This window comes from Micromonospora gifhornensis, assembly GCF_016863515.1.
In the GTDB taxonomy this organism is placed as follows: domain Bacteria; phylum Actinomycetota; class Actinomycetes; order Mycobacteriales; family Micromonosporaceae; genus Micromonospora; species Micromonospora gifhornensis.
Genome location: NZ_BOPA01000015.1, coordinates 113,575 through 139,753 on the forward strand (window position 1 = coordinate 113,575; position 26,179 = coordinate 139,753).

At 71.5% G+C, this 26,179-nt stretch carries 28 protein-coding genes; 24 read left to right on the plus strand and 4 right to left on the minus strand.

Going from position 1 to position 26,179, the window contains the following annotated elements:
• The 5 genes from pstB to Vgi01_RS10350 all read left to right on the plus strand — a co-directional run bounded on the left by pstB (nucleotide 1) and on the right by Vgi01_RS10350 (nucleotide 3,204).
• Complete coding sequence (gene pstB / locus Vgi01_RS10330) at nucleotides 1-858, plus strand: phosphate ABC transporter ATP-binding protein PstB (protein ID WP_102657209.1); 858 nt, start codon at nucleotides 1-3, stop codon at nucleotides 856-858.
• Nucleotides 859-1,590 (plus strand): winged helix-turn-helix transcriptional regulator, encoded by a 732-nt coding sequence (locus tag Vgi01_RS10335; RefSeq protein ID WP_204290856.1) that lies wholly within the window; start codon nucleotides 859-861, stop codon nucleotides 1,588-1,590.
• Nucleotides 1,587-2,129, plus strand: a complete 543-nt coding sequence (locus tag Vgi01_RS10340) for a hypothetical protein (RefSeq protein WP_102657211.1) — start codon at nucleotides 1,587-1,589, stop codon at nucleotides 2,127-2,129. The genes Vgi01_RS10335 and Vgi01_RS10340 overlap by 4 nt, the downstream gene beginning before the upstream one ends.
• Nucleotides 2,130-2,196: 67 nt before the next feature.
• The gene (locus Vgi01_RS10345) at nucleotides 2,197-2,583 is read left to right on the plus strand and encodes a DUF2267 domain-containing protein (RefSeq protein WP_102657212.1); all 387 of its coding nucleotides are present in this window, start codon (nucleotides 2,197-2,199) and stop codon (nucleotides 2,581-2,583) included.
• 141 nt (nucleotides 2,584-2,724) lie between these two features.
• A complete protein-coding gene (locus tag Vgi01_RS10350; protein ID WP_204290857.1) occupies nucleotides 2,725-3,204 on the plus strand; it encodes a type II toxin-antitoxin system PemK/MazF family toxin in 480 nt (159 codons plus the stop codon).
• A gap of 147 nt (nucleotides 3,205-3,351) precedes the next feature.
• Here Vgi01_RS10350 and Vgi01_RS10355 read toward each other — a convergent pair whose 3' ends face one another.
• Nucleotides 3,352-3,999: a GGDEF domain-containing protein gene (locus Vgi01_RS10355; RefSeq protein WP_102657214.1), complete on the minus strand. Its 648-nt coding sequence runs from the start codon at nucleotides 3,997-3,999 to the stop codon at nucleotides 3,352-3,354.
• A gap of 257 nt (nucleotides 4,000-4,256) precedes the next feature.
• Here Vgi01_RS10355 and Vgi01_RS10360 point away from each other — a divergent pair, with 257 nt between their 5' ends.
• The 5 genes from Vgi01_RS10360 (at nucleotide 4,257) to Vgi01_RS10380 (ending at nucleotide 8,538) form a co-directional block, all read left to right on the plus strand.
• The gene (locus Vgi01_RS10360) at nucleotides 4,257-4,496 is read left to right on the plus strand and encodes a DUF397 domain-containing protein (protein ID WP_013733736.1); all 240 of its coding nucleotides are present in this window, start codon (nucleotides 4,257-4,259) and stop codon (nucleotides 4,494-4,496) included.
• A 136-nt stretch (nucleotides 4,497-4,632) separates the two neighbouring features.
• Entirely contained in the window at nucleotides 4,633-5,514 is an 882-nt protein-coding gene (locus Vgi01_RS10365; RefSeq protein WP_373306919.1) for a Sco1979 family transcriptional regulator, read from the plus strand.
• 114 nt (nucleotides 5,515-5,628) lie between these two features.
• A complete protein-coding gene (locus tag Vgi01_RS10370) occupies nucleotides 5,629-6,678 on the plus strand; it encodes a LacI family DNA-binding transcriptional regulator (RefSeq protein ID WP_102657216.1) in 1,050 nt (349 codons plus the stop codon).
• 2 nt (nucleotides 6,679-6,680) lie between these two features.
• Nucleotides 6,681-6,887 (plus strand): hypothetical protein, encoded by a 207-nt coding sequence (locus tag Vgi01_RS10375; protein WP_204290858.1) that lies wholly within the window; start codon nucleotides 6,681-6,683, stop codon nucleotides 6,885-6,887.
• 61 nt (nucleotides 6,888-6,948) lie between these two features.
• Nucleotides 6,949-8,538, plus strand: coding sequence for a serine/threonine-protein kinase (locus Vgi01_RS10380; RefSeq protein ID WP_239088884.1), 1,590 nt, complete (start codon nucleotides 6,949-6,951; stop codon nucleotides 8,536-8,538).
• Between the two features lie 2 nt (nucleotides 8,539-8,540).
• Here Vgi01_RS10380 and Vgi01_RS10385 read toward each other — a convergent pair whose 3' ends face one another.
• A complete protein-coding gene (locus tag Vgi01_RS10385; protein ID WP_204290860.1) occupies nucleotides 8,541-9,248 on the minus strand; it encodes a carbon-nitrogen hydrolase family protein in 708 nt (235 codons plus the stop codon).
• Between the two features lie 81 nt (nucleotides 9,249-9,329).
• Here Vgi01_RS10385 and Vgi01_RS10390 point away from each other — a divergent pair, with 81 nt between their 5' ends.
• Nucleotides 9,330-10,139 carry a DedA family protein gene (locus Vgi01_RS10390; RefSeq protein ID WP_204290861.1) on the plus strand — a complete coding sequence of 270 codons (810 nt, stop codon included), beginning with the start codon at nucleotides 9,330-9,332 and terminating at the stop codon, nucleotides 10,137-10,139.
• A gap of 110 nt (nucleotides 10,140-10,249) precedes the next feature.
• Nucleotides 10,250-10,660 carry a protein-tyrosine phosphatase family protein gene (locus Vgi01_RS10395; RefSeq protein WP_204290862.1) on the plus strand — a complete coding sequence of 137 codons (411 nt, stop codon included), beginning with the start codon at nucleotides 10,250-10,252 and terminating at the stop codon, nucleotides 10,658-10,660.
• Between the two features lie 117 nt (nucleotides 10,661-10,777).
• Here Vgi01_RS10395 and Vgi01_RS10400 read toward each other — a convergent pair whose 3' ends face one another.
• A complete protein-coding gene (locus Vgi01_RS10400; protein WP_204290863.1) occupies nucleotides 10,778-11,593 on the minus strand; it encodes a hypothetical protein in 816 nt (271 codons plus the stop codon).
• Between the two features lie 299 nt (nucleotides 11,594-11,892).
• Here Vgi01_RS10400 and Vgi01_RS10405 point away from each other — a divergent pair, with 299 nt between their 5' ends.
• The 3 genes from Vgi01_RS10405 to Vgi01_RS10415 all read left to right on the plus strand — a co-directional run bounded on the left by Vgi01_RS10405 (nucleotide 11,893) and on the right by Vgi01_RS10415 (nucleotide 15,309).
• Nucleotides 11,893-13,122 (plus strand): D-alanyl-D-alanine carboxypeptidase family protein, encoded by a 1,230-nt coding sequence (locus Vgi01_RS10405; protein WP_204290864.1) that lies wholly within the window; start codon nucleotides 11,893-11,895, stop codon nucleotides 13,120-13,122.
• Nucleotides 13,123-13,219: 97 nt separating this feature from the next.
• Nucleotides 13,220-14,458, plus strand: a complete 1,239-nt coding sequence (locus tag Vgi01_RS10410; RefSeq protein ID WP_239088885.1) for a D-alanyl-D-alanine carboxypeptidase family protein — start codon at nucleotides 13,220-13,222, stop codon at nucleotides 14,456-14,458.
• Nucleotides 14,459-14,490: 32 nt separating this feature from the next.
• Nucleotides 14,491-15,309: a M15 family metallopeptidase gene (locus tag Vgi01_RS10415; RefSeq protein WP_239088886.1), complete on the plus strand. Its 819-nt coding sequence runs from the start codon at nucleotides 14,491-14,493 to the stop codon at nucleotides 15,307-15,309.
• Here the strand turns inward: Vgi01_RS10415 and Vgi01_RS10420 are convergent.
• Nucleotides 15,270-16,085: an alpha/beta hydrolase gene (locus Vgi01_RS10420; protein WP_102660910.1), complete on the minus strand. Its 816-nt coding sequence runs from the start codon at nucleotides 16,083-16,085 to the stop codon at nucleotides 15,270-15,272. The two genes, Vgi01_RS10415 and Vgi01_RS10420, sit on opposite strands and share 40 nt — an antisense overlap.
• Nucleotides 16,086-16,247: 162 nt before the next feature.
• On the opposite strand from Vgi01_RS10420, the gene Vgi01_RS10425 reads away from it, so the two are divergent.
• From Vgi01_RS10425 to Vgi01_RS10465, 9 genes are all read left to right on the plus strand, one after another.
• The gene (locus Vgi01_RS10425) at nucleotides 16,248-17,279 is read left to right on the plus strand and encodes an extracellular catalytic domain type 2 short-chain-length polyhydroxyalkanoate depolymerase (protein WP_102660911.1); all 1,032 of its coding nucleotides are present in this window, start codon (nucleotides 16,248-16,250) and stop codon (nucleotides 17,277-17,279) included.
• Between the two features lie 116 nt (nucleotides 17,280-17,395).
• Nucleotides 17,396-18,322, plus strand: coding sequence for an ion transporter (locus Vgi01_RS10430; protein ID WP_233197098.1), 927 nt, complete (start codon nucleotides 17,396-17,398; stop codon nucleotides 18,320-18,322).
• Between the two features lie 202 nt (nucleotides 18,323-18,524).
• A complete protein-coding gene (locus Vgi01_RS10435) occupies nucleotides 18,525-21,347 on the plus strand; it encodes a Na+/H+ antiporter subunit A (protein WP_204290865.1) in 2,823 nt (940 codons plus the stop codon).
• The gene (locus tag Vgi01_RS10440) at nucleotides 21,344-21,805 is read left to right on the plus strand and encodes a Na(+)/H(+) antiporter subunit C (RefSeq protein ID WP_204290866.1); all 462 of its coding nucleotides are present in this window, start codon (nucleotides 21,344-21,346) and stop codon (nucleotides 21,803-21,805) included. The genes Vgi01_RS10435 and Vgi01_RS10440 overlap by 4 nt, the downstream gene beginning before the upstream one ends.
• Nucleotides 21,802-23,379, plus strand: coding sequence for a Na+/H+ antiporter subunit D (locus Vgi01_RS10445; RefSeq protein WP_204290867.1), 1,578 nt, complete (start codon nucleotides 21,802-21,804; stop codon nucleotides 23,377-23,379). Before Vgi01_RS10440 ends, Vgi01_RS10445 begins: the two co-directional genes overlap by 4 nt.
• Nucleotides 23,376-24,002: a Na+/H+ antiporter subunit E gene (locus Vgi01_RS10450; protein WP_239088888.1), complete on the plus strand. Its 627-nt coding sequence runs from the start codon at nucleotides 23,376-23,378 to the stop codon at nucleotides 24,000-24,002. Before Vgi01_RS10445 ends, Vgi01_RS10450 begins: the two co-directional genes overlap by 4 nt.
• On the plus strand, nucleotides 23,999-24,262 hold the full coding sequence (locus Vgi01_RS10455) for a monovalent cation/H+ antiporter complex subunit F (protein WP_013733754.1): 264 nt from the start codon (nucleotides 23,999-24,001) through the stop codon (nucleotides 24,260-24,262). The genes Vgi01_RS10450 and Vgi01_RS10455 overlap by 4 nt, the downstream gene beginning before the upstream one ends.
• Nucleotides 24,259-24,639 (plus strand): monovalent cation/H(+) antiporter subunit G, encoded by a 381-nt coding sequence (gene mnhG, locus Vgi01_RS10460; RefSeq protein WP_204290868.1) that lies wholly within the window; start codon nucleotides 24,259-24,261, stop codon nucleotides 24,637-24,639. The genes Vgi01_RS10455 and mnhG overlap by 4 nt, the downstream gene beginning before the upstream one ends.
• Nucleotides 24,640-24,819: 180 nt before the next feature.
• Complete coding sequence (locus Vgi01_RS10465) at nucleotides 24,820-26,019, plus strand: RtcB family protein (protein WP_204290869.1); 1,200 nt, start codon at nucleotides 24,820-24,822, stop codon at nucleotides 26,017-26,019.
• The last annotated feature ends 160 nt before the right edge of the window (nucleotides 26,020-26,179 follow it).

Genomic DNA, 26,179 nt, shown 5'->3' on the forward strand with positions numbered 1-26,179 from the left:
ATGGCCAGCAACAACCTCACCACCCGCCCCTCCGTCGCGGTGCACGCCCCCGGCGGTACCGCCTCCGGTGTCGAGCCCACCGACACGCCGGTGATGCAACTGCGTGACGTCAGCGTCTACTACGGCAGCTACGAGGCGGTGCGCGGCACCACCATGCCGATCCAGCAGAACCAGGTCACCGCGATGATCGGGCCGTCGGGTTGCGGCAAGTCCACAGTGCTGCGGGCGCTCAACCGGATGAACGACCCGATCCCCGGCGCCCGGGTCAGCGGCGAGGTGTCCTTCCACGGCCAGGACCTGTACGCCCGCGACGTCGACCCGATCCAGGTCCGCCGCCGCATCGGCATGGTGTTCCAGAAGCCCAACCCGTTCCCGAAGTCCATCTTCGACAACGTCGCGTACGGCCTGCGGATCAACGGCATCAAGGGCCGTCTCGACGACCACGTCGAGGAGGCGCTCACCAAGGCCGCCCTGTGGGACGAGGTCAAGGACAAGCTCCGCAAGAGCGCCCTGGCGCTCTCCGGCGGCCAGCAGCAGCGGCTGTGCATCGCCCGGACGATCGCCGTCAAGCCCGAGGTCATCCTCATGGACGAGCCCTGCTCGGCGCTCGACCCGATCGCCACGGCGAAGATCGAGGACCTGATGTTCGAGCTGACCAGCGACTACACGATCGTCATCGTCACGCACAACATGCAGCAGGCCGCCCGGGTCAGCCACTACACCGCCTTCTTCACCGCCGAGGTGGACGACAAGCAGGTGCGTCACGGTCGGCTTGTCGAGTTCAGCCAGACCGGCAAGCTGTTCACCAACCCCGCCGACAAGCGTACGGAGGACTACATCACCGGTCGCTTCGGCTGAGTGACGAAAGCGACGACGACGGTGGGCTCGAACGGGCGTTTCGTGCTGCTCGTGATCGACGACGACGAGAGCGTCGGTGGCGCGCTGGTCGCCGAGTTGGCCGATCATCGGGTACGCGCACACCACTACCCGCGCGCCGCCGAGGCGCTGCTGGACGCCGGCGCCCTGCAGCCGGACGCCGCCGTCGTCGCCTCGGGGCTGACCACCATGAGCAGCACCGAGGTGGTACGGCTGCTCGCCCGCCGGGCCGGCATCCCGACGGTGGTGGGCGTCGGCGACGACGACGGTGGGGTGGCCGCCGCGGCGTTGAAGGCGGGCGCGACAGCCGGGGTCCGCCGCCCCTACCGGGCGACCGAGGTGCTGCCGATCCTGCGGGCGATCCGCCCGGAGACCTCCGGTGCCCTCGACCCGCCGATCGAGCTGGGCGGGCTGCGGGTGGATCCGGCGACGTTCGAGGTGAGCCAGCACGGTCGGCTGGTGGCCCTGCCGATGAAGGAGTTCCGCCTGCTGTACTTCTTCATGAGCAATGCCGAGCGGACTGTCACCCGCGAGCAGTTGCTCGCCGCCGGGTGGGGTGGGATCTCCGACGACACCTCCAACACCCTGACCGTGCACGTCAAGCGGCTCCGTCGGCGGCTCGCCCTCGACGGCGACCAGGCGCCGATGATCGTGACCGTACGCGGCCTCGGTTACCGCTTCGTGCCCACCACGACCACGCCGTCGGCGTCGTGACCGAGGCGAACCGGGAACCGCCCGGGCCGCCGACGCCGTCCGCCCCGCCGGGCATGGTCCTGGTGGCGGTGCCGGTGGCACACCTGCCGCACGTCGCCCGTCTGCTGGCCGACCTCGACGCCCGGCGGCGGACCGCCCCGCTGCCGCGACGCCGGTCCACACCCCGGCCCGACGCGCCGACGCAGGGCTGGACTGTCGACGAACTGCGGCGGCTCAGCCGGGGCGCCAGCGCCACCCACCGTACGGTCGCGGCGCTGCTCGACGCGCTGTCGGCCGAGCCGGGACGGGGGTTCACTGTCGAGGAGTTGAGCCAGCGCACCGGCCGGCCCCGGCAGAAGATCATCGGTGCGATGGCGGGGCTGACCCGGCTGTTGAAGGCCCACCACGACTACGCGGGCCGGGGGCTTCCGTTCGACAGGTCACCCGGTCGCCCGGAGGCGCCCCGGGAGCTGTGCTACAGCGTGGACCAGGATCGTGCCGCCGACTGGTGCGAGGCCCGACTGTCCCTGACCGACGAGGAGAGCTCCGGGGCGAGGTGAACGACGGCCACCGTTTATCCGGCCGGGGCGGGGGTAACCAGCGCGGGCTTGACGACGGGAGGGTGCCGTGCGGTTTCCCCTATTCGTCGACGCGGTGTCGCGTCGGTCCGGGCTGTCACCGGACCAGTCCGCCGGTGTGGCGCGGGCGGTGTTGCGGACCCTGGCGGAACGGATGACCGGTGAACCGACCACCGATCCCACCGGATACCTGCCGGACGAGCTGAGCGACACCGCCGGTGACCCGTTCACCAGCGGGCCGGGGGACTTCCTGCGCCGGGTCGGCGAGCGGGCCGGAGTCGACGAGCAGACCGCGGGCCTCGGCGCGGCGGCGGTCTTCGCGACGTTGCGCGAGGCCGTCACCGTCAACGAGTTCCGGGCCCTGGTGGCCGGGCTACCCACGGCCGCCGACGGCAGCATCGACCCGATCAGTGGGCCGGACGAGACCTGGCCCTGAGCGGCCTCGGTCGCTGGTGAGCTGCGGGTCTGCGCCGATCCTGCCCTTCGGCTGTCGAGCTGACCCGTCCTGGCCGTTCGGCTGTCGAACAGACGCCTCCCTGGCGTAGGGGCGGTCGGCGCCAGCCGATAGGCTGCCGCCGTGGCAGGTCTGTTGAGGAGTATGGCGGCCCGCGTCAGCGCGGTGATTCCGGCCCCGCGGCGTCCCAGGCCGACCCCGGCCAAGGTCGCGCGGCCCCGCCAGGTAAGTGCGCTGCAACGTCGGCAACTGTCGTACGCTCCGGAGCCCGACGGCCACGCCGACCCGGGGGAAATCGTCTGGACCTGGGTGTCCTACGAGGACGACCCCCGCCAGGGTAAGGACCGGCCGGTGCTGGTGGTGGGTCGACACAGCCGGACGCTGTTCGGACTGATGCTCTCCAGCCGGGATCGCGACGGCGAACGGCACTGGCTGGCCCTCGGGCCGGGGGAGTGGGACCGGGACAAGCGACCCAGCTGGGTGCGGCTCGACCGGGTGCTCACCATGCGGGAGGACGGCATCCGGCGCGAAGGCGCGGTGCTGGACCGTCCCCGCTTCGACCGGGTCAGCGCAGCCCTCCGCGCCGGCTACGGCTGGCACTGAGTCGCGCTCTACCGGCTCACATCTGACACTGAGCCGGTCACGCCGGCTCACACCTGGCACTGAGCCCGCCACGCCGGGTTGCGGCTGGGGATCTGAGCCGGCGCACCGCCGTTGCGGCGGACCCGGGGTGGCGTCGGAACAGCGCGGTCAGCACTCGGCGAGATGCGGGGCGTCGCGCAACGCCCGGTGGGCGCGGGCCGATCCGATCGCCTTGGCTTCGTACATCGCCGCGTCGGCGCGGTCGAGCGCCTCGGTGAGCTGGGTGCCGTGCACCGGGGCCAGACCGACCGAGGCGGTCACCCGCACGGTGGCCGCGCCCAGCGGGATCGGTGCGGCGAGCATCTCGTAGAGCCGGCCGGTGGCGTGGTCGAGCCAGCGGTGGTCGACAGTCGGGCTGGCCAGCAGCCCCGCGAACTCGTCACCGCCGAGCCGAGCCACCAGGTTGTCGCCGGCGAAGGTGGCCAGCCGCTCGGCGACACTGATCAGGACCTTGTCTCCGGCGGCGTGGCCGTACCGGTCGTTGATCTCCTTGAAGTTGTCCAGGTCGAGCACCACGGCGACGAGCGGTCGGCCGGCGTTGTCGGTGAGCAGCGCCGCGGCGAGCCGGTAGAAGGCGCGCCGGTTGGGCAGACCGGTCAACGGGTCATGGCTGGCGGCGTGTCGCTCGGCGGTGAGCTCGGCCTGAAGGCGGTCGATCTCGGCCTCGGCGCGTACGGCTCGGCGGCTCAGCTGCCAGGAGGAGAGCAGGGCTCCCACCGCACAGACGCCGGACGCGACGGTCAGCGGATCCGGCACCCCGTCCTCCCCTCGCCGCAACGCGCGCCCATCCCCTGGCTGACGAGTGTCGCCAGATGCCTCGTTTCCCCTGGCGGCAACCAGGTTTGTGTAACTGATTGTGAGCGGATGGGCACCATACTCATGCGCTATCATGCTCGCTGTCCATTGCAGATGCAATAGCAGATGCACGTGCATGTGAACGAGAAAACCCACACCCTCGTGCCGCTACCGCTCCTCCCACGGCGCCGGCGCCTATCGGAGAGAACAGACGCCCCATGCAGCAGCCGCCCAACGGTGTACCGGCCAACCAGTTGCCTCCCCTCGCCTGGCTGAAGAGCCGCCGCAGCAATCCCAGTGGAAACTGCGTCGAGCTGGCGGAGTTGCCCGGCGGAGCGGGCATCGCGATGCGCAACTCACGACACCCCGAGGGGCCGGCGCTGATCTACACAGTGGACGAGATCGCGGCGTTCGTGCTCGGCGCCCGTGACGGCGACTTCGACCACCTGATCGACTGATCCGCTCATCCCATCGGCGGGATTTGCCCCACACGGGGGATGTTCACCTCACTGAAGGTTCATGGCATGCTTACACGTCGGTCGGGCCGGTCCACCGGCGCGACCGACGATGGCATGCGGAGGACGGCAGGTGACCATGGTTTCCGCCGAGGAGGGCCCGGCGGCAGGCCCGACCGTGCTGCGAATGCTGCTGGGTGCGCAGCTGCGTCGGCTGCGGGAGTCGCGCGGGGTGACCCGGGAGAGCGCCGGGTGGGAGATCCGCTCGTCCGAGTCGAAGATCAGTCGGATGGAGCTCGGTCGCGTCGGCTTCAAGGAACGCGACGTCGCCGACCTGCTCACCCTCTACGGCGTCACCGCCGAGCAGGAGCGTGCCGCGCTGCTCAAGCTGGCTCGCGACGCCAACAATCCAGGGTGGTGGCACCGGTACGGCGACGTCCTGCCGTCGTGGTTCCAGTCGTACCTCGGTCTGGAGGCCGCGGCGGTACTGATCCGCAGCTACGAGGTCCAGTTCGTGCCGGGGTTGTTGCAGACCCGCGAGTACGCCCGGGCCGTGGTGCTGCTCGGCCACGGCCAGGCCGACTTCGACGAGATCGAGCGCCGGGTTGACCTGCGGATGCGCCGTCAGGAGTTGTTGCGCCGACCGCGTCCGCCCCGCCTGTGGGCGGTGGTCGACGAGGCGGCGCTGCGCCGGCCGATCGGCGGGCCGGCGGTGATGCGTGGCCAGTTGCAGGCGTTGCTCGAGGCCACCCGTACGCCGAACGTGCGGTTGCAGGTCATTCCGTTCGCCGCCGGTGGGCATGCCGCCGCTGGTGGCGCCTTCACGATCCTGCGCTTCGGTGACCAGGATCTGCCCGACATCGTCTACATCGAACAGTTGACGAGCGCGCTCTACCTGGACAAGCGGGAAGACCTCGACTTCTACGCGGTGGCCATGGAACGACTCTGCGTCGAGGCCGAGCCGCCGGAGCGTACGCCGGAGATCCTGAAGCGCATGATCGCGGAGTTCGACGCCGCCTGATCCGCCACTGACCGTCCGCACCGTCACCTTCGGTCATTCGATTGACACTCGTCGGTCGTGCGACTAATCTCTGGATCGATCTAGTCTGAATCGATCCAGAGAGGGGAGGGGTCGATGAAACCCACACTGCGCGCGGTGGCCGAGGCGGTCGGTGTCTCCCGCAGCACCGTCTCCAACGCCTACAGCCGCCCGGACCAGCTCTCCACCGAGCTGCGCCGACGCATCCTCGACGCGGCGCGGGAGATGGGCTATCCCGGCCCGGACCCGACCGCCCGGTCCCTGCGACGCGGCTACGTCGGGGCGATCGGGGTGCTGTTCACCTCCCGCCTGTCCTACGCCTTCACCGACCCCTTCGCCACGCAGTTCCTCACCGGTGTGGCACAGGCGGCCGAGCGGCACGGCAGCAGCCTGCTGCTGGTGCCGCTGCCCGCCGACGCGGCCGGCGCCCGCAAGGCCGTGGAGAACGCCGCCGTCGACGGATTCTGCGTCTACTGCGGCGGCGACGAGGAGGGGGAGATCGTCGACGCGATCCGGAGCCGCGGACTGCCCTTCGTCACGACCTCGGCCCGCCCGCGCGCCGAGGACCGGTGGGTGGGCATCGACGAGCGGGCCGCCGCCCGCTCGGTGGCCGAGCACCTGACCGGGCTCGGTCACCGGCGGGTCGCCCTGCTCGCCGACCGCGTGCTGCCCGACGCCGCACCCGGGCCGGTCCGGGTCGGCGACCTCGCCGACGTGCCACACCCCACCACCCGGGAACGGCTCGCCGGGTTCGCCGACGCCTTCGCGGCGGTCGGAGTCGACTGGTCGCAGCTGACGATCCTGTCGGCGACCGACAACAGCCGTCCCGCCGGTGCCGCCGCCGTGGGCGCGCCGGACTCCCTCCCTGAGCCGATCACCGCCGTGCTGGCCTGCGCCGACGTGCTCGCCCTCGGCGCGCTCGACACGTTGCGGGAGGCCGACCGACACCTCGCGGTCACCGGCTTCGACGACATCGCCGAGGCGGCGCCCGTCGGCCTGACCACCGTCCGCCAACCCGGTGTGCAGAAGGGGCGTCGCGCGGCGGAACTCCTGCTCGACCCGCCCGTGGACACCGACGCACACCAGATCCTGCTGCCCACCACGCTCGTCGTCCGGACCAGCGCCGGACCCGCCCCGAGGAGTTGACCATGGAACAGCCCACCGGCTTCGTCTTCGCCATCGACGCGGTCACCCGACACGTCAATTCCGCTCGGCCGGACGCGCCCATCCGTCCCGAGCCGCCGCGTACCCCGCGGCTGAGCGGTGCCCGCCACCTCGCCGCCGAGACCCTGCGGCGACTGGCCGACCAGATTCAGCCCGCCCCGCGGACCGCCACGCCGCACTGCACCCGGTAGCGACGGGCAGCATCATCGCCACGAACCGAGGCACGTCGCGCACCGCCTGCACCGTCGGGTGGTGCGCGGGCCGATCGACCAGGCAGACTGGGCGCTGATGTCGCCGTTCACCCCACACCTGCGCCTGCACGACCGCTACGTGGTGCGTGAGCGCATCGGCCTCGGTGGCATGTCCGAGGTGTGGCGGGCCGACGACGAGGTGCTCGGGCGGTCCGTCGCGGTGAAGGTGCTCGCCGCCGGCTTCGCGGCCGACCCCGATCTGCGGGCCGCCATCCGCCGCGAGGCCCGCGCTGCGGCCCGGCTCACCCATCCGAACGTCACCCAGGTGTACGACTACGGCGAGGCCGGCCTCGCCGGGGCGATCGTGCCGTACCTGGTGATGGAACTCGTCGACGGGCGCAACCTCGCCGACCGGCTCGCGGACGGGCCGCTGCCCTGGCCGTCGGCGCTGCGGATGGCCGCCCAGGTCGCCGCCGCGCTGGCCGCCGCCCACCGGATCGGCGTGGTGCACCGCGACATCAAGCCCGGCAACGTCATGCTCACCGAGACCGGCGCCAAGGTGCTGGACTTCGGCATCGCCGCGCTCGCCGGGCCGCTGCCCGCCGGCACCGGACAGGCCGCCGTCGAACCCATGATGGGTACGCCCGCGTACACCGCTCCCGAGCGGTTGCAGGCGGCCGCGCCGAATCCGGCCAGCGACGTGTACGCGCTCGGCGTGCTGCTCTACCGCGCCCTCACCGGCGACGTGCCGCTGCCCGTGGGCGGCTGGGAGGACGCCCTGATCGTGCACGCCGAGCGCCGGCCGGTGCCGCCGCCGAGGGTGAGTGGGCTGCCCACCGACATCGCCGCCCTGGTGCTGGCCTGCCTGGACCCGGACCCGGTGCGGCGTCCCACCGCCGGCCAGCTCGCCGCCCGGTTCCGTGCCGCCGCCACCGGCCCGGCCGGTCCGTCCACCGCCGTGCTGCCGATCGTCACGCCCCCGACCGGGCCTGCCGCGCCGGTCACCACCGTCACCGCAGCGGCCCCGGGGCATCCGCCGACCCTTGTCGACCGCACCGGCGACTGGTCCGCCGCCGTGGCCGGCGACGTGCACCGGACCGTCCGCTCGCCCCACCGCCCGTACGGTTCCGAGGGGCCGCCCGGGTCGCTGCCCCCGGCGGCGTTCCGACCTGCCCAGGGCCGACCCGGCAGGCGTCGTCCCCCGGTCGGTGTGCTGGTCGCCGCCGTCCTGGTGCTGCTCGTGGGGTTCGGTGTGCTGCTGGCCCCGGACGGCGACGACGGGCGGTCCGCGGCCGCACCCGCCAGCACCCCGGCCGCCCCGCCGACATCGGCCACGCCGGCCGCGAAGCGACCCAGCCCTTCGCCGACGCCGCCCGACCCGGTGAACCTGCGGGAGTTCGCCACCGAGTTCATCGCGCTGCTCACCGAGGCGCAGCTGACCGACGGCCTCGACGGCAAGGTGGCCGATCGGCTGCGCAAGGACCTCGCCAAGCTCGCCGCGGGCCGCGCCAAGGATCGGCAGAAGCGGATCGAGGACCTGCGCGAGCGCATCGAGAAGGAGGCCGAGCAGGGGCGGGTTCCCGCCGACTTCGCCGCCCGCATGGACGAGCTGCTCGACCGGGTCGAGGCCACCCTGCCGAAGGACGGCTGACCTCAGGTCAGCGTCGCCTGGGCGTACCCGCCGGGCTCGCTGCCGGCGCGGGCCAGCACCGAGCCGTCCGGTGCCCAGATCGCCGAGCGGCCCGCCGTCTCGTGGAACCCGCCACCGGTCGGGCCGGCGAAGCTGGCCACCGCGACGTGCACGCGGTGCGTGGTCGCGATCCGCAGGGCCCGCTCGTCGGGCACCGCCACGTCGGCCGCGGACTCCACCACCGAGGCGAGGTGGACGTCGACGCCCAGAGCACAGGTGCGGGCCGCGTGTTCCGCCACCCCGGTGTCCTTGCAGATCGCCAACCCGAGCCGCCAACCGTCCACGGTGAGCACGACCGGTTCCGGGCCGGGCGTGAAGCGGCGCGGCTCGTCCCCGCCGAGCCACATCTTGCGGTAGGCCACCCGCACACCGGCCCCGTCGACCGCCAGGGTGGCGATGTGGTCGCCGGCCACCGGTGCGCCGACCAGGGCCAGCGATCCCGCCGCCGCGCAGGCGTCGACAAGCGGGGCCAGCCGGGAATCAGCCGGGTCGACAGGTGCGGCGTCCAACTCGTAGCCGGTCAGGGACAGCTCCGGAAAGACCACCACCCGGGCCGCCGCCGCAGCGACGAGCGCCGCGTGCGCCGCCACGTTCGCGCCGACGTCGTACGCGCGGCACGTCGGCTGGGCCACCGCGATCCGCAACGGGACCCGGTCGAATGCAGTCTCCACCGTGGCAAGCCTAGAAGCACTCGTCGCCAGCGGTCGATACCGACGCAGCGCCATCGGGGTGTAGTTCGTAGGGTGGTAAGGGTGATTCACTTTCCGCGTACCGTCTCCGCTGCCGACGTGCTCAGTCAGTCCGCGCCACCCGAGGACGGGCTGGTCGGCTTCGTCACCGACCTGGTGGAGCGGCTCGGTGGACCGGGCGCGGGCCTCGCCGTGGCGTTGGAGAACCTGTTCCCGCCGATTCCCAGCGAGGTGATCCTGCCGCTGGCGGGGTTCGTCGCGGCCCAGGGCCGGATGAGCGTGGTCGGCGCGATCTTCTGGACCACGCTCGGTTCGCTGCTGGGCGCCCTGGCGCTCTACTGGATCGGCGCCACCCTGGGCCGGGAGCGGGTCCGCGCGATCGCCGCCAAGCTGCCGTTGGTGAAGCTCAGCGACATCGACCGGACCGAGGAATGGTTCCTCCGGCACGGGGTGAAGGCCGTCTTCTTCGGCCGGATGATCCCGATCTTCCGGAGCATGATCTCCATTCCGGCCGGCGTGGAACGGATGCCGCTGCTCACCTTCGCGGTGTACACCACGCTGGGCAGCCTGATCTGGAACACCACATTCGTGCTGGCCGGCTATCTGCTCGGGGACAACTGGCACCTGGTCGAGTCGTACGCGGGCATCCTGCAGAACCTGGTCATCGTCGCCTGCGTACTCGCTCTGGTCTGGTTCGTGGTGACCCGGCTGCGTCGGTCCCGGCGCGCCGGCGGCCTGCGGTCCAACGACACCGGGGCCGGACTGACCGACGTCGAACCGGCCGGCACCCCCGACCCGTACGGCCGCGGCACCATCTACCGCAGCGCCTGGGCCGAGGGCCACCACCCCGATCAGCAGAACCGGCCGCACTGATCCCACCCACCCGAACCGTGGCCGATGGGTCGGGTGCCGACACAGCTCTCCTGCCACGGCCTGCCGCCCGGTTGACGGTCGGCCGTGGGTTGGTGGTGCAGGATGCGGTCATGGGTGATTGGGAGGACGCCGTCGGGGTGGTCGAGCTGCCCGGCGGGGTGCGGGTACGCGGACGACGGGTCGCCGATCCCGCCTCGCCGGCCGACTTCGGGCTGATGCTCGCGCCCGGACCGACACCGGCCTGGGAACATCGGCGGGTGCGGTGGCCGGACTTCTGGGTGCCGACGGACCGGGCCGACGCCCTGGACGCGTTGCGGGAGGCGCTGCGCCGCGGGTACGCCGGCCAACGGGTGGAGGTGGCCTGCCGGGGCGGCACCGGGCGTACCGGCACCGCCCTGGCGGCGTTGGCGATCCTCGACGGGCTTCCCGCCGAGCAGGCCGTGGACTGGGTCCGGGCCGCCTACCGCCCCGGTGCGGTGGAAACCCCGTGGCAGCGCCGCTGGCTACGCCGGCTGCCCTGACGGCACCCGGGGCGTCGAAGCGACCAGGGCCGGACGGGCGGAGAACCGTCCATCCGGCCCGGGCCGGTCACTGCGGCGGGTCAGCGAGACCGGCCCGGGCCGGTCACTGCCGGCGGGTCAGCGAGCCGAGCAGGGACGGGCCAGGTTTACCAGGTTGCCCGGACGGTTGCCATCGACCCGGCCGATCGCGGTGGCGATCCGGTTGATGGCGGCGACGCGCCGGTCCTCCAGCGGGCCGATCACGGCGTTGCGGACGAAGTTGGGGCCGCCCTCGGGCCGGACCGCCAGCTGCGCCAGCCGGGCGTCGGCCTCGGCGATCTGCTTGTCCAGGTTGGCCAGCTCGCGTTGCACCTCGGCGGCGGCCCGCGCCGGTACGGCCGGCAGCCGATCGGCGACACTCGGGCAACTCACCCTCTGCGCAACACCACCACCGGCGTTGTTGCCACCGGCGTTGTTGTTGCCGCCCGCGTTGCCGGCCTTGCCGTTGAGGGCGCTGCGGGTGCCCGGGGGGTTGAGGCCGCAGGTGGCGAAGCTGGCCAGGTCGGGGCGTTGGCCCCCGACTCGGTTGATGTTGATGCCGATGCGGTCGAGGGCGGCGACGCGCTTGCTGGCCAACGGGCCGAGGATGGCGTTGTTTATGAAGTTCGCGCCGCCCTGAGGGTTGGCGGCCTGCTGGGCGAGGCGGGCGTTGGCCTCCTCGATCTGCTTGTCGAGGTTGGCCAGTTCCTGCTCGACACCGGCAAGGGCGGCGGCGGGCACGTTGCCGAGCTTGTCCCGTACCGTCGGGCAGTTCGCCGTCTGCGCCGCGGTGCTGGCGCGGTCATCGGCCGAGGCCAGCGTGAGGCCGGCCCCGAGCAGCGCTACCGCGACCACGCCGACGCCGCCGAGCTTCCAGGCCGCGTGCTTGCGCTGTCCTAGCGTACGCCTGACCATGCATCTCTCCTCATGATTGACCGGCCGGACGGGTCGACGGGGTCGGACACGGCCGGCTGCTGCGCGATGGATGCCCGGACCGGCCGCGGCGGTGGCTGCGCCTGCCTGCCACGCCTTCCGGGTGTGCCCGGACCCGGTGCGGGAGCGCTCCCGCCGCAGGTCCGGGCATGGGGTCTGGTTCGCTCGTGGATACGGGGTGCACGAATGATCGGTTCAACCGCTTCGCCGTGCACCGGCGGTGTCGGGGGCGCGCGGGCGGGGATGCGACGGTCGGGATCTTGCCGTTAGGGTGCGTGTTCATGGATTTCCGGGCGCTGGCCACCGTTGTCGCCGTACTCGCGACAGGCGTCGTTCCGGTCACTGCTGGTGCGTCGGTGAACACCCAGCGTGCCGCTCCGGTCGCGACGCCCTGCCCGAAGGCGAAGGCGCCGAAGGTGCTCCGGTCGCCCCGCCCGACCCCGCCGCCGTCGGTGCCGGAGCACCGCGCCGTCGGTGGGGACGCCCTGGCCACCCCGGGGCTGGTCGTGCCGCCGCAGGCGCCGACGCCACCGAAGGTGACCGCGACCTCCTGGGTGGTGGCCGATCTGGACACCGGGGAGGTGCTGGGCGGTTGCGGGCCGCACGAGTACGCGACCCCGGCCAGCGTGCAGAAGTTGCTGCTGGCCGCGACCATGCTGCCCCGGCTGGATCCCGCCGAGGTCGTCACGGTGACCCGGGAGGACCTGGACATCGCGCCGGGCAGCTCGGCCGTCGGGCTGCTCCCCGACGGCCGGTACCGGGTGAAGACGCTGTGGCTGGGGCTGCTGCTGCAATCCGGCAACGAGGCGGCCAACGCGCTGGCCCGCCTCGGCGGCGGACCCGACGGGGTGGCCGGGGGCGTGCGGGCCATGAACGAGCAGGCGCGTCGGCTCGGCGCCCTCCAGACCCACGCGGTCACGCCGTCCGGGCTGGACGCTCCGGGGCAGTTCACCAGCGCGTACGACCTTGCGCTGATCGCCCGGGCCTGCTTCGCCGACCCCACCTTCCGCAGCTACGTGCGCACCGAACGGACCCGGATACCGGCGCAGAAGGCACTAGGCGCCAAGGGCTTCGAGATCCAGAACAACAACCAGCTGATCTACCGGTATCCGGGCGCGCTCGGCGGCAAGACCGGCTTCACCGACTACGCCCGCCACACCTACGTCGGTGCCGCCGAGCGCGACGGACGACGCCTTGTCGTCACGCTGCTCGGTGCCGAACCTCAGCCGCTGCGGAGCTGGGAACAGGGGGCCGCGCTGCTCGACTGGGGCTTCGGCCTGCCCCGTGACGTCTCGGTGGGCCGCTTGGTCGAGCCGGGGGAGTGGGACGACGCACCGTCACCGACGCCGCAGCTGGACGCCGCACCGCCGGTGAACGTGACCACCTCGGCCACGGTCGGTGACACCCCCGGCGCGGGCATGTACGTGGCGCTGGCGGTGGGCGCGGTGGCGATCACGCTGGCCGTGCTCGTCGCGCGGCGCGGCCGTTGCGGGCAGCGCCGACGCCGGTAACTCGCGGCCGGCGGGTGCTCGGTCGACGGTACGGGAGGACGTCCGCGTTGGTCGATTCGCCGGACTGGCCGGAATTCACCCGATAGTGTCGGTGGCTGTGAGAGTCTCCGGCCTGGCCGTGGCGGTGATCGCGGCGCTTCTGACATCACCGCTGGTGCCCGCCACCGATGCCGGCGCGGCGGCTCCCGTGCCGTGCCCCCGCCCGGCACCACCCGCGCCCGGCCCGACCCCGTCGGCGACCCCGCCTGCGGACCCGGTCGCGCGGGCGGTCGGCGGCGCCCGGCTGGCCACGGCCGGACTGGTCGTGCCGCCCAAGGTGCCGACGCCACCGAAGGTGGCCGCGACCTCCTGGGTGGTGGCCGATCTGGACACCGGGGAGGTGCTGGGCGGTTGCGGGCCGCACGAGTACGCCACCCCGGCCAGCGTGCAGAAGTTGCTGCTGGCCGCGACCATGCTGCCCCGGCTGGACCCCACCGAGGTCGTCACCATCACCGCGGGTGACCTCGACATCGAGCCGGGCAGTTCGGCGGTGGGACTGGTGGCCGGCGGCCGGTACCGGGTCGAGACGCTCTGGTTGGGACTGCTGCTGCGCTCCGGCAACGAGGTGGCGAACGCGCTGGCCCGCCTCGGCGGCGGTGCCGACGGGATGGCCGGCGGGCTGCGCGCGATGAACGAGCAGGCCCAGCTGCTCGGGGCGTACCAGACCCATGCGGCCACACCGTCCGGGTTGGACGGCCCGGGACAGTTCACCAGCGCGTACGACCTGGCCCTGATCGCCCGGGCCTGCTTCGACGACGAGCACTTCCGGCGGTACGTGGCGACCCGGGAGGCGGACATCCCCGCCCAGCCGAAGCAGCGCACCAAGGGCTTCACCATCGACAACGACAACCAGCTGCTCTACCGCTACCCCGGTGCGCTGGGCGGCAAGACCGGCTACACCGACCTGGCCCGGCACACCTACGTCGGAGCCGCCGAACGCAACGGACGTCGGCTCGTGGTCACCCTGCTTGGTGCCGACGTGATCGACAAGCGCGGCTGGCAACAGGGCGCGGCGCTGCTCGACTGGGGCTTCGCCCTGCCCCGCGACGCCTCGGTCGGTGTGCTGGTACGCCCCGGCGCCACCACCGCCTCCGCGCCGCCGAGCACGATGCCACCCCAGGCGCTACCCGGTGGGGCCTCCGGCGGTGAGGCGACCGGCCGGCACCCGTTGGCCCATCCGATCCGGTCGGCCTCGTACGTGCTCCTCGCGGTAGGCCTGGCCGTCGGAGTGGGCGCGCTGATCGGCCGCCGTCGCCGGCTGCGTACCGCGGGCCGCGCCCCGACCTCGCGCGGCTGACCCCGCAGATGGCGCGCTTGTCGTTGGTACGCATGTCGAAGGTGCTGGTGGGGCTGACGGCGGGCATGATCACGGTGACCGGCTGCGGTCGACCCGAGCCGACCCCGCCACCGTCCGCGACCCCGTCGCCCTCCGAGACCTCGTCGTCGGCACCGACCCTGCCGGGCTTCGTCGTCCTCTCCGACGTGGATCCGCGCATCCTGACCGACATCCGGTACTTCGGCCCGCACAACTTCGTCGGTCGACCCGTCACCGGCTACACCGAGCCGCTCTGCCTGCTCACCGCGCAGGCCGCCGAGGCGCTGCGTCGGGTGCAGGAGACGGCCCTGGCCACCGGTCACACCCTCAAGGTGTACGACTGCTACCGCCCGCAGTCGGCCGCCGACGAGTTCGTCGCCTGGGCCCGCCACACCGACGAGGAGCAGATGAAGGCCGAGTTCTATCCCCGGGTGGCCAAGTCGGACCTGTTCGACCAGGGCTACCTCGGCGCACCCACCGCGCACAGCCGGGGCAGCACCGTCGACCTCACCCTGGTCGACCTGCCCGCCCGCCAACAGGCCGGATACGTGCCCGGCCAACCCCTGGTCGCCTGCACCGCCGCCCAGCCGCAGCGCTTCGGCGACAACAGCGTCGACATGGGCACCGGCTTCGACTGCTTCGACCCGCTCGCGCACACCGACACCACCCGGGTCGGCCCGACCGCCCGGGAGAACCGGCGGCTGCTGCACAGGTTGATGACCGACGGCGGGTTCGTCGGCTACGACCGGGAATGGTGGCACTTCCGCTACCGCGACGAACCGTGGCCGGACACCTACTTCGACCTGCCGGTCGCCCGTTCCTCGGTCGGCTGACCGCCCCGGTCGGCCAGGGGCAGCCAGGCGAGCACGTCGGCGATCTTCGCATCCCAGTACGCCCAGTCGTGCTCGCCGGGGGAGAAGTCCACGGTCAGCGGCAGTCCCGCGGACCGGGCCCGCTCGGCGAACCGCACGTTGTCCTCGTACAGGAAATCCTCGGTGCCGCAGGCGACGTAGAGCGGGGGTGTGGCACCGGCCGAGTCCAGCAGGGTGAGGAGGTCGTCGTCGGTGCCACGTACCGGACGGTCACCGAAGGCGGTGTGCCACACCCGAGGGTCGATCGGACGGGTCGGGTGCTCGGCGCGGAAGGCGAGGTCGAGCGCGCCGGAGAGGCTCGCCACTGCGGCGAACCGGTCCGGTTCGCGCAGCGCCCACTTCACCGCGCCGTAGCCACCCATCGAGAGCCCGGCCACGAAGGTGTCCTCCCGCCGGGCGGAGAGGCGGAAGAAGCCGTGGCACAGCTGCGGCAGTTCCTCACGCAGGAACGTCCAGTACCGGTTGCCGTGCTCCTCGTCGGCGTAGAAGCTCCGCCCGACCTGCGGCATCACCACCGCCAGACCGAGCGGTGCGACGTACCGTTCGATGGCGGTACGGCGCAGCCAGATGGTGTCGTCGTCGCTGAGCCCGTGCAACAGGTACAGCACCGGCGGGTCGCCGGGGGCCTCCGCGCCGGTCAGCCCGATCTGCGACGTGGTCTGCTGCGGCAGGATCACGGTCATCGACGTGCTGAGGCCGAGCGTCTCGGCGAAGAAGTCACAGCGGATCAGCGCCATAACGGTCCAATCTAACGATTCCGGGGCCGAGGCATCGACCGACACCACAGTGCGACCCCGCCGGGTGTGTGCCGCGCTCATGTCGCCGGTGACCTGGATCACGCTAGCGTCGTCGTACGCCGACATCACCGCCGGCGCTCACCTCGTCCCAGGGAGAGCGTCATGCTGAAACCTGCCCTACGACTGTTCGCCGCAGCCGTCGCGGCGCTGCTGATCGCCCCCGCCGTGCCCGCGTCCGCCGCGCCCACTGTGCACACCAGGACCCCCGTCTCGGCGAACCTGTCGACGTACCGCGTCTCCGGCGTGTACGTCGCCGGCGTCTCCTCCGGGGCGTATCTGGCGACGCAACTTCAGGTGGCCTACTCGCAGCGGATCAGGGGAGCGGCGCTGTTCGCGGCCGGCCCGTACTACTGCGCCCAGAACAACGTCGCCCAGGCGCTCTACGGCTGCGGCGACAACCTCTACCCGACGTACCTGAGCGCCCTGCAGACCTACACCCGGACCTGGGCCGGCTACGGCTGGATCGACCCGGTGAGCGGGTTGTCCGGCGAACCGGTCTACGTCTTCCACGGTCGATCCGACACCACAGTCAAGCGGTCGGTCAGCGACGACCTGGTCCGCTACCAGCAGCACTTCGGCGCCAACGTGCAGTACGACAACACCTCGCCCGCCGGGCACGGCTGGGTCACTCCGTACGGGACGGTCGGCTGCACCGCCACGGCGGCGCCGTACCTCAACGACTGCGGCACCGACCCGCAGAACGCCTTCCTGCGCAAGCTGTTCGGCTCGGTGCAGCCGCCGAACACCGGCCCGCTCGGCGGCACGCTGGTGCGGTTCAGCCAGCACACCTTCGCCCCCGGCGGCCGGGCCGGCGCCGCGAGCATGGACGCCAACGGGTTCGCCTACGTCCCGGCGTCCTGCGCGGCCGGCACCAGCTGCCGCCTGCTCGTCGCCCTGCACGGCTGCCTCCAGGGCCACAGCCGGGTCGGCACCGCCTTCGTGGACCGGGCAAACCTCAACCAGTACGCCGACACGAACGCGATGATCGTGCTCTACCCGCAGGCCGTCACCGCAGCCGCCAACCCGAACGGTTGCTGGGACTGGTGGGGCTACCTCGGGGCGACGAACTACCCCATCAAGGGCGGCGCCCAGGTGGAAACCGTGATGAACATGATCCGGCGGCTGGGCGGGTGATGTCGGCGGGCGTCGCCCCGTAGGCTGTCGGCCATGACTGCCGTACGTCGATACCTGAGTGACGCACGGTGGCTGGCGCAGCCGGCCCCAGCGCGCAAGCCGAGGTCAAGCGCCCGGTGAGGGACGCGCAGGTGCCGGCCCAGCGACGAGGGCCGGTCGACTCGTCGCGGTCCAGGCTGGCCGAGGCGTGTGCCCGGATCTCCGCCTCCCGTCCGTTCGAGCTTGCCATCGTCGCGGTGATCCTGGCCAACGGCGTGGTCCTCGGCCTGGAGACCTACCCCGACCTGGGTGCGGCGGGCACCGCCCTGCACGCCGTCGAGTGGGTCTTCCGGGTGATATTTGTCATCGAGATCGCCATCCGGCTGCTGGCCTACGGACGCCGACCGCAGGACTTCTTCCGGCAGGGCTGGAACGTCTTCGACTTCCTGGTGATCGTGGCGATATTCGTGCCGGTCCTGCACGGCGACTCGGCGCTGTTGCGCGTCGTACGGGTGCTGCGCATGGTGCGTCTGGTGCGGTTCTCGCCCGGCCTGCGCACGATCGTCGCGGCGCTGTGGCGCAGTCTGCCCGGTATCGGCGGCTTCTTCGCCCTGGCCGTGGTGACCCTCTACGTCTACGGCATGGCCGGCTGGCTGATCTTCGGCAAGGTCTACCCCGAGGAGTACGGGGACATCGGACGGTCCCTGTTGACCCTGTTCGTGCTGCTGTCCCTGGAGACCCTGCCGGACCTCATCGAGCAGGGCATGGAGGTGTCGCCGTGGACCGTGCTCTACTACGCCAGCTTCGTGGTCATCACGGTCAACCTGCTGTTGAACATCCTGATCGCCGTCTTCGTCAACTCCATGGAGGAGGCCCGCCGGTTGGAGATGACCGAAGGGCTCGCTCCGGGCTACGACTCCGACGGCGACGGGGTCCCCGACGAGGTGGACCGCATCGCGATCAGTCAACGCCTCGACGATCTGCGTACCCTCATCGTCGAGTTGGAGCGCGAGTTGCGGATCGACCGCGACGACGGAAGGGGACGCCGGCTGCCGAAGGACTGAACGGACGTTCGTGATCGAACGGGCCCGCTGACCGTCAGCGGGTTTGGGCCGTACTGCCAACGGTGAAGCGGCGGTGAACTCCGCCGTCGTTCTGAGTGCTCTGTCACCGGACACACCTTTGATCCAATTCACGGCAGATGCAGACGGCGGTCCTTACCGGATAAGGTCGTTGCACCGACTGATGATCTCCCGAGGAGGGTGTGTGCTGGTTCTGGTGGCGGTCCATGCGCTGACAGCCGTGATCGCCCCGGCGCTGGTGCGACTCTGGGGACGGCACGCCCTCTACGTGGTCGCGTTGGTCCCTGGAGCGACGCTGGCGTGGGCGCTGACACACACCGGTAAGGTCCGCTCCGGTGAGCCCGTGGTCGAGACGCTGACCTGGGTGCCGCAACTCGATCTGGAACTCGCGTTGCGAATGGGCACGCTGTCCTGGCTGATGGTGGTGCTGGTCGGTGGCGTGGGTGCCCTGGTGCTGGCCTACAGCGCACGCTACTTCCGCTCCGACGACCCCGGCCTGGGCCGCTTCGTCGCGGTGTTCGTGGCCTTCGCCGGTGCGATGCTCGGCCTGGTGGTCTCCGACGACCTGCTGCTGCTGTACGTGTTCTGGGAGCTGACCACCGTCTTCTCCTACCTGCTGATCGGCTACGACCCGGCGAAGCGGGCCAGCCGGCGCGCCGCCATGCAGGCGTTGCTGGTGACCACGCTGGGCGGTCTGGCGATGCTCGCCGGGTTCGTCATGCTCGGTCAGCACGCCGGCAGCTACCGCTGGTCCGTCGTCGCCGAGAACCTGCCCGGCGGCGGCTACCTGGCGGTCGCCCTGGTGCTGATCCTGCTGGGCGCGTTGAGCAAGTCGGCGATCTTCCCGTTCAGCTTCTGGTTGCCGGGCGCCATGGCCGCGCCGACACCCGTCAGCGCGTACCTGCACGCGGCGGCCATGGTCAAAGCGGGCGTCTTCCTGGTCGCCCTGATGGGCCCCGCCGTCGCGGAGGTCACCCCGTGGCGGCCCGTGCTGCTCGTCGGCGGCCTGATCACGATGTTCCTCGGCGGCTGGTCGGCGTTGCGCCAGGTCGACCTCAAGCTGCTGCTGGCGTACGGCACGGTCAGCCAACTCGGTCTGCTCATGGTCGTCCTCGGTGCCGGCACCCGGGACGCCGCCCTGGCCGGCGTGGCGATGGTGCTGGCCCACGCCCTGTTCAAAGCCACCCTGTTCCTCACCGTCGGCATCATCGACCACGCCACCGGCACCCGTGACCTGCGGGAACTCAGCGGCGTCGGGCGTCGCGCCCCCGCCCTGGCCGTGGTGGCGGGGCTCGCCGCGGCCTCGATGGCCGGTCTGCCACCGATGGCCGGTTTCGTCGCCAAAGAGGCCGCGGTCGAGGCGCTGCTGCACGGTGGCACCGCCGACCTGGCGGTACTCGCCGGTGTGATCTTCGGCTCGGTGCTGACCGTGGCGTACACCCTGCGCTACCTGTGGGGTGCCTTCGCCGACAAGCCCGGCGTCGAGCCCACCACGGTCCGGCCGGTGTCCTGGGCGATCCTCACCCCGGCCGCCGTGCTGGCCGTCGCCGGTGTCGCCGTCGGCGTGCTCGCCCCGGCGGTGGATCGCCTGCTGGCCCCGTACGCCGACCTGTACCGCTCCGCCGAACCCGGCTACCACCTGGCGTTGTGGCACGGCCTCACCCCGGCGCTCGGCCTGTCCGTGCTGGCCGTGGCGGGCGGTGCCGGCCTGTTCGACCTGATGCGCCGGGAGCGGGTCCGCGCCACCATGCGGCTGCCGTTCGACGGTGCCGTGGCGTACAAGAAGTGCATCAACGCCATCGACCGGCTCGCGGTCGAACTGACCGGTCGGACCCAGCGTGGTTCGCTGCCGTTCTACCTCGGCGTCATCCTGGTGGTGATGGTCGTGTTGCCGGGTGGTGCGCTGCTGGCCGGCAGCCCCTGGCCACAGCGCTTCCATCTGTGGGACACCCCGTTGCAGGGAGTCGCCGCCGCCATGGTGGTGATCGCCGCCGTGATGGCCGCCCGCGCCCTGCGTCGGCTCACCGCGATGATCCTGGTCGGTGTGGCCGGCTACGGCATCGCGCTGATGTTCGTCCTGCACGGCGCACCCGATCTGGCGTTGACCCAGTTCCTGGTGGAGACCGTCACGATCGTGATGTTCGTGCTGGTGCTGCGCCGGTTGCCGGCGAAGTTCTCCGAACGCCCGATCCGTTCCAGCCGGCGTGGCCGGGTCGCGATCGGGGTGGCCGTCGGCGCCGTCACCGCCGGCATGGCCTACGTGGCGGCCGGTGCCCGCCAGGCCGTCCCGATCTCCGTCGACTTCCCCGACGGGGCGGTCTCCTACGGCGGCGGCAAGAACGTGGTGAACGTGACCCTTGTCGACATCCGGGCCTGGGACACCATGGGTGAGATCGCGGTGCTGGTGGTGGCCGCGACCGGCGTGGCCAGCCTGATCTTCCGCCATGCCCGCGACCTCGGCCGCCGCGGCGACATCCCCGGCGACGGCCCGACCGAGTACAACCGGCCCCGCTGGTTGACCACCGGCGCCACCGCCCGGTCGCAGTCGGTGATCCTTCAGGTGATCACCCGGCTGCTGTTCCACGCCATCGTGCTGTTCTCCATCTACCTGCTGTTCAGCGGCCACAACGCGCCAGGTGGTGGCTTCGCCGCCGGCCTGGTCGCCGGTCTGGCCCTGGCCGTGCGGTACCTGGCCGGTGGTCGTACCGAGCTCAACGGCGCCGCACCCGTCGACGCCGGCGTGGTGCTCGGTGCCGGGCTGTTCGTGGCCGTCGGCACCGGCGTGGCTGCCATGCTGCTCGGCGGGGAGTTCCTGCAGAGCGCCCTGCTCGACTTCCACCTACCGGTGCTGGGTCACATCCACTTCGTCACGTCGGCCTTCTTCGACGTCGGTGTCTACCTGATCGTCGTCGGCCTGGTGCTGGACATCCTGCGCAGCCTCGGCGCCGAGATGGACCGCCAACACGAGACCGAGGGCGACGAGGTACGGGAAAAGGAGCTGGTGTGAGCCCCAACCTCACCTACGTCATCGTGGTCGGCGTGCTCGTCGCCGCCGGCGTGACGCTGCTGCTGGAACGCAGCCTCACCCGGGTGCTGATGGGCGTCATCCTGCTCGGCAACGGCGCGAACCTGCTGCTGCTCACCGGTGGGCGGGCCGGTGCCCCGCCGATCGTCGGCAGCGCCCCGCAGGAGGAGATGAGTGATCCACTGCCGCAGGCGATGATCCTCACCGCCATCGTGATCACCCTGGGCATGACCGCCTTCCTGCTCGCCCTGGCGTACCGCAGTTGGCACCTCAACGGGCACGACGAGGTGCAGGACGACGTCGAGGACCGCCGGATCATGGACCTCGCGGACCGCGACGAGGTACCCGACGACGACGTCGACGGCGACGACGACGAGGAATCACCGACGACGGACGAGCGGCAGCTGTCCACCACGGCGAAGGGAGGGCGGGCCGGATGACGTTCCTCGTACCGCTGCCGGTGGTGATGCCACTGCTCGGCGCGGCCCTGACCCTGCTGCTGCTCGGGCGTCCCCGGGCCCAGCGATGGGTGAGCCTCACCGTCCTCACCGCCACCGTCGCGGTGGCCGCGATGCTGCTGATCCAGTCCAGCCTGCACGGGCCGCTGGTGGTGGAGGTCGGCGGTTGGGTCGCCCCGCTGGGCATCGTGCTGGTGGCCGACCAGCTCGCCGCGTTGATGCTCGTGGTCTCCGCCGCGGTGACCCTGTGCGTGCTGGTGTACTCCATCGGGCAGGGTATGGCCGACGGCGACGAGGAGACGCCGCTGTCGGTCTACCACCCCACCTACCTGGTGTTGACCGCCGGCGTGTGCAACGCCTTCCTCTCCGGCGACCTGTTCAACCTCTACGTCGGCTTCGAGATCCTGCTGGTGGCCAGCTACGTGCTGCTCACCCTGGGCAGCACCGAGACCCGGATCCGGGCGGGCACCACCTACGTCGTGGTCAGCCTGCTCTCGTCGGTGATCTTCCTGGTCGCCATCGGTCTGGTGTACGCCTCGACCGGCACGCTCAACCTGGCCCAGCTCGCCGACCGGCTCGACGCCCTGCCCGACGACATCCGGCTGCTGTTGCAGGGCATGCTGCTGCTCGCCTTCGGCATCAAGGCCGCGGTGTTCCCGCTGTCGGCCTGGTTGCCGGACAGCTATCCCACCGCACCCGCGCCGGTCACCGCGGTCTTCGCCGGCCTGCTGACCAAAGTCGGCGTGTACGCGATCATCCGTACCGAGACGCTACTGTTCCCCGGCGGCCGGGTCGCGACCCTGATGCTGGTGACGGCGGTGCTGACCATGGTGGTCGGCATCCTCGGCGCGGTCGCCCAGTCCGACATCAAGCGATTGTTGTCCTTCACACTGATCAGCCACATCGGTTACATGCTCTTCGGTGTCGGGCTCACCTCGTCACTCGGACTGTCCGCGGCGATCTTCTACGTGGTGCACCACATCACCATCCAGACCACCCTGTTCCTCGCCGCCGGACTTGTCGAACGAAGAGGTGGCACCACCGCCATGGACCGCCTCGGCGGCCTGGCACGGCTGTCGCCGATCCTCGCCGTGCTGTTCTTCGTCCCGGCGTTGAATCTCGCCGGCATCCCACCGTTCTCCGGCTTCCTCGGCAAGCTCGGCCTGGTCCAGGCCGGCATAGACGACGGTGGTGCGCTGGCCTGGATCCTGGTCGCCGGCGGCCTGGTCACCAGCCTGCTCACCCTGTACGCGGTGGCCCGGGTGTGGAACCTGGCCTTCTGGCGGGCGCCGCACCCGGAGATGCCGGCGGCCGACGACGCCGAGCAGGCGGCCCGCACCGAGGGGGCGGTGCAACCGCAGCAGTCCCTCGCCACCGCGCAGACCGGCGCCGTGCTCCCCGGGCTGATGATCGCGCCGACGGTGGCCCTGGTGGTCTTCGGCCTGGTGCTGACGCTGGTGGCCGGCCCGTTGTTCGACCTGAGCAGCGATGCCGCCAACGACCTGCTGCAACGCACACCGTACGTCGACGCCGTCTTCCCGGGAGGTGCGCCGTGAGGCCTGACCCGATGACCCCGGCGGAGCCGACCGAGCCGCCGAGCAACGCCACACTGACCCCGGCTGCCCGACGTCGTAACCGGATCACTGCGGTGATCTTCCTGGTGGTCGTCTGGATGTTGCTCTGGGGCACGCTGTCGTGGGCCAACCTGATAAGTGGGCTGGTGGTGGCCGCCGTCCTGCTGGCGGTCTTCCCGTTGCCGCCGGTGACCTTCGCGGGACGGATCCACCCCCTGGGTACGGCCCGGTTCCTGCTGCGCTTCCTGAGCGACCTCGTCGTCGCCTCCATCCAGATCGCCTGGATGGCGCTGCGTCCGGGGCACGTGCCGCACAGCGCCATCATCGCGGTGCGCCTGCGGGTGAACACCGACCTCAACCTCACCCTCGCGGCGGAGGCGCTGTCGCTGGTGCCGGGCAGCCTGATCCTGGAGGCCGACCGCACCACCGGCACCCTGTTCATCCACGTCATCAACGTCGACAGCCTCGACGAGGTGGAGAAGTTCCGGCGCGGGGTGCTGGAGTTGGAGGAGCGCATCGTCGCCGCCATCGGCTCGCCGGAGGAACAACGTCGCGTCCGTGAACGTCCACCGCCACCGCTAGACCTGGAAGGGGCAGCGGCATGACCATCGTCGCCGTGACCGTCACCGCGCTGCTCGCCGTGGCCGGCGCACTCACCCTCACCCGCATCATCCGTGGTCCGTCGATCCTGGACCGTGCGGTCGCCACCGACGTGCTGCTGGCCATCATCGTCGCGGCCATCGCCACCGAGGCCGCCTACAGCAAGGACGCCACCGCGCTTCCGGTGCTCGTGGTGCTCGCGGTCCTCGGATTCGTCGGCTCGGTCAGCGTCGCCCGCTTCGCCGCCCGGAGAAACGACAAATGAGCCTGGACGCCGTACTCGACATCGTCGCCGCCGTCTGCCTGATCAGCGGTGCCCTGCTGAGCCTCGCCGCCGGCATGGCCCTGGTGCGCTTTCCCGACCTGCTCGCCCGCATGCACGCCGCGGCCAAGCCGCAGGTCCTCGGGCTGCTGCTGGTGTTGCTCGGCTGCGGCCTGCGGCTGCGCACCGGCGTGGACATCACCACCCTGGTGCTGATCGGGGTCTTCCAGCTGGCCACCGCCCCGGTGGCCGCCCACATGGTCGGCCGCGCCGCCTACCCGCACGACGACATCCGCACCGACCTGCTCCTCACCGACGAACTGGCCCCCCACCTAGACCGCCTCTCCGCCGCCACCACCACCCCAACCCCAACCCCCTGACGCCCCAATATCCATTGCCGCCCTCCCCACCCCCTCATACCCTCTCTCCCAGCCCGCCGCTCACCTCACCCGCGCTCACCACGCGCGCCGATCTTGCACTTTCTGTCGGGGCACAAGCCGCAGAAGTGACGTATCGGCGACCAAAGGTGCAAGATCGGCGGTGATTTGAGGGGAGGCGTCGTGGGGTACGAGGTGTTGGCGGGGACGCGGGCGCCGGTGCGGGTGTGGACGGATCCTTATGGGATCGAGGAGCAGGCGGCGCGGCAGCTGCGCAACATCGGGGTGTTGCCGTGGGTGCAGGGGGTTGCCGTCATGCCGGACGTGCACTTCGGCAAGGGGGCCACGGTCGGGTCGGTGATCGCGATGCGGCAGGCCGTGTCGCCGGCCGCCGTCGGCGTGGACATCGGCTGCGGCATGTCGGCGGTACGCACCTCGCTGACCGCCGCCGACCTGCCCGACGACCTCGCCGGGCTGCGCCGCGCCATCGAGGACGCCATCCCGGTCGGCTTCGCCCAGCGCGACGATCCGGTCGATCCGCGTCGGGTCCGGGGTCTGGAGCAGCGCGGCTGGATCGACTTCTGGCAGCGCTTCGCCGACCTGGACCGTCGGGTCGCGCAGTTGGAGACGCGGGCCCGCCGGCAGTTGGGCACCCTCGGTGGCGGCAACCACTTCATCGAGGTCTGCCTGGAGTCCGGCGGTGCCGACGACGGCCGAGTCTGGCTGATGCTGCACTCCGGGTCGCGCAACATCGGCAAGGAGTTGGCCGAGCGGCACATGGCGGTGGCCCGGCGGCTGCCGCACAACGCCGACCTGCCCGACCGGGACCTGGCGGTGTTCCTGTCCGGCACGCCGGAGATGGACGCCTACCGGCGGGACCTGTGGTGGGCGCAGGAGTACGCGCGCCGCAACCGGGCGGTCATGCTCGCCGTGCTGATGAACCTGGTCCGGGACCGGTTCGGGCAGGTCAGCTACGACGAGCCGATCAGCTGCCACCACAACTACGTGGCCGAGGAGCGTTACGACGGGGTGGACGTGCTTGTCACCCGCAAGGGCGCGATCCGGGCCGGTGCCGGTGACCTGGGCATCATCCCCGGATCGATGGGCACCGGGTCGTACATCGTGCGGGGCAGGGGCAACGAGGCGGCGTACTGCTCGGCGTCGCACGGGGCAGGGCGGCGGATGTCGCGCGCCCAGGCCAAGCGGACCTACACCACCGACGACCTGGCCGCGCAGACCTCCGGGGTGGAGTGCCGCAAGGACGCCGGGGTGGTCGACGAGATTCCCGGCGCGTACAAGGACATCACCGAGGTGATGTCCCAGCAGGAGGACCTGGTCGAGGTGGTGGCCCACCTCAAGCAGGTGGTCTGCGTCAAGGGCTGACCGACCACGCGCAAGGTCACCCGGCAGCCGCGTGTTCGCTGAGCGACGATGAACACGTGGCAGTGCAGCCGTACGGCACGCCGAGCCAAACCACCTGCACTGCCACACCCCGCCCCCACCCCCCCACCCCCCCACCCCCCCACCCCCCACCCCCCCCACC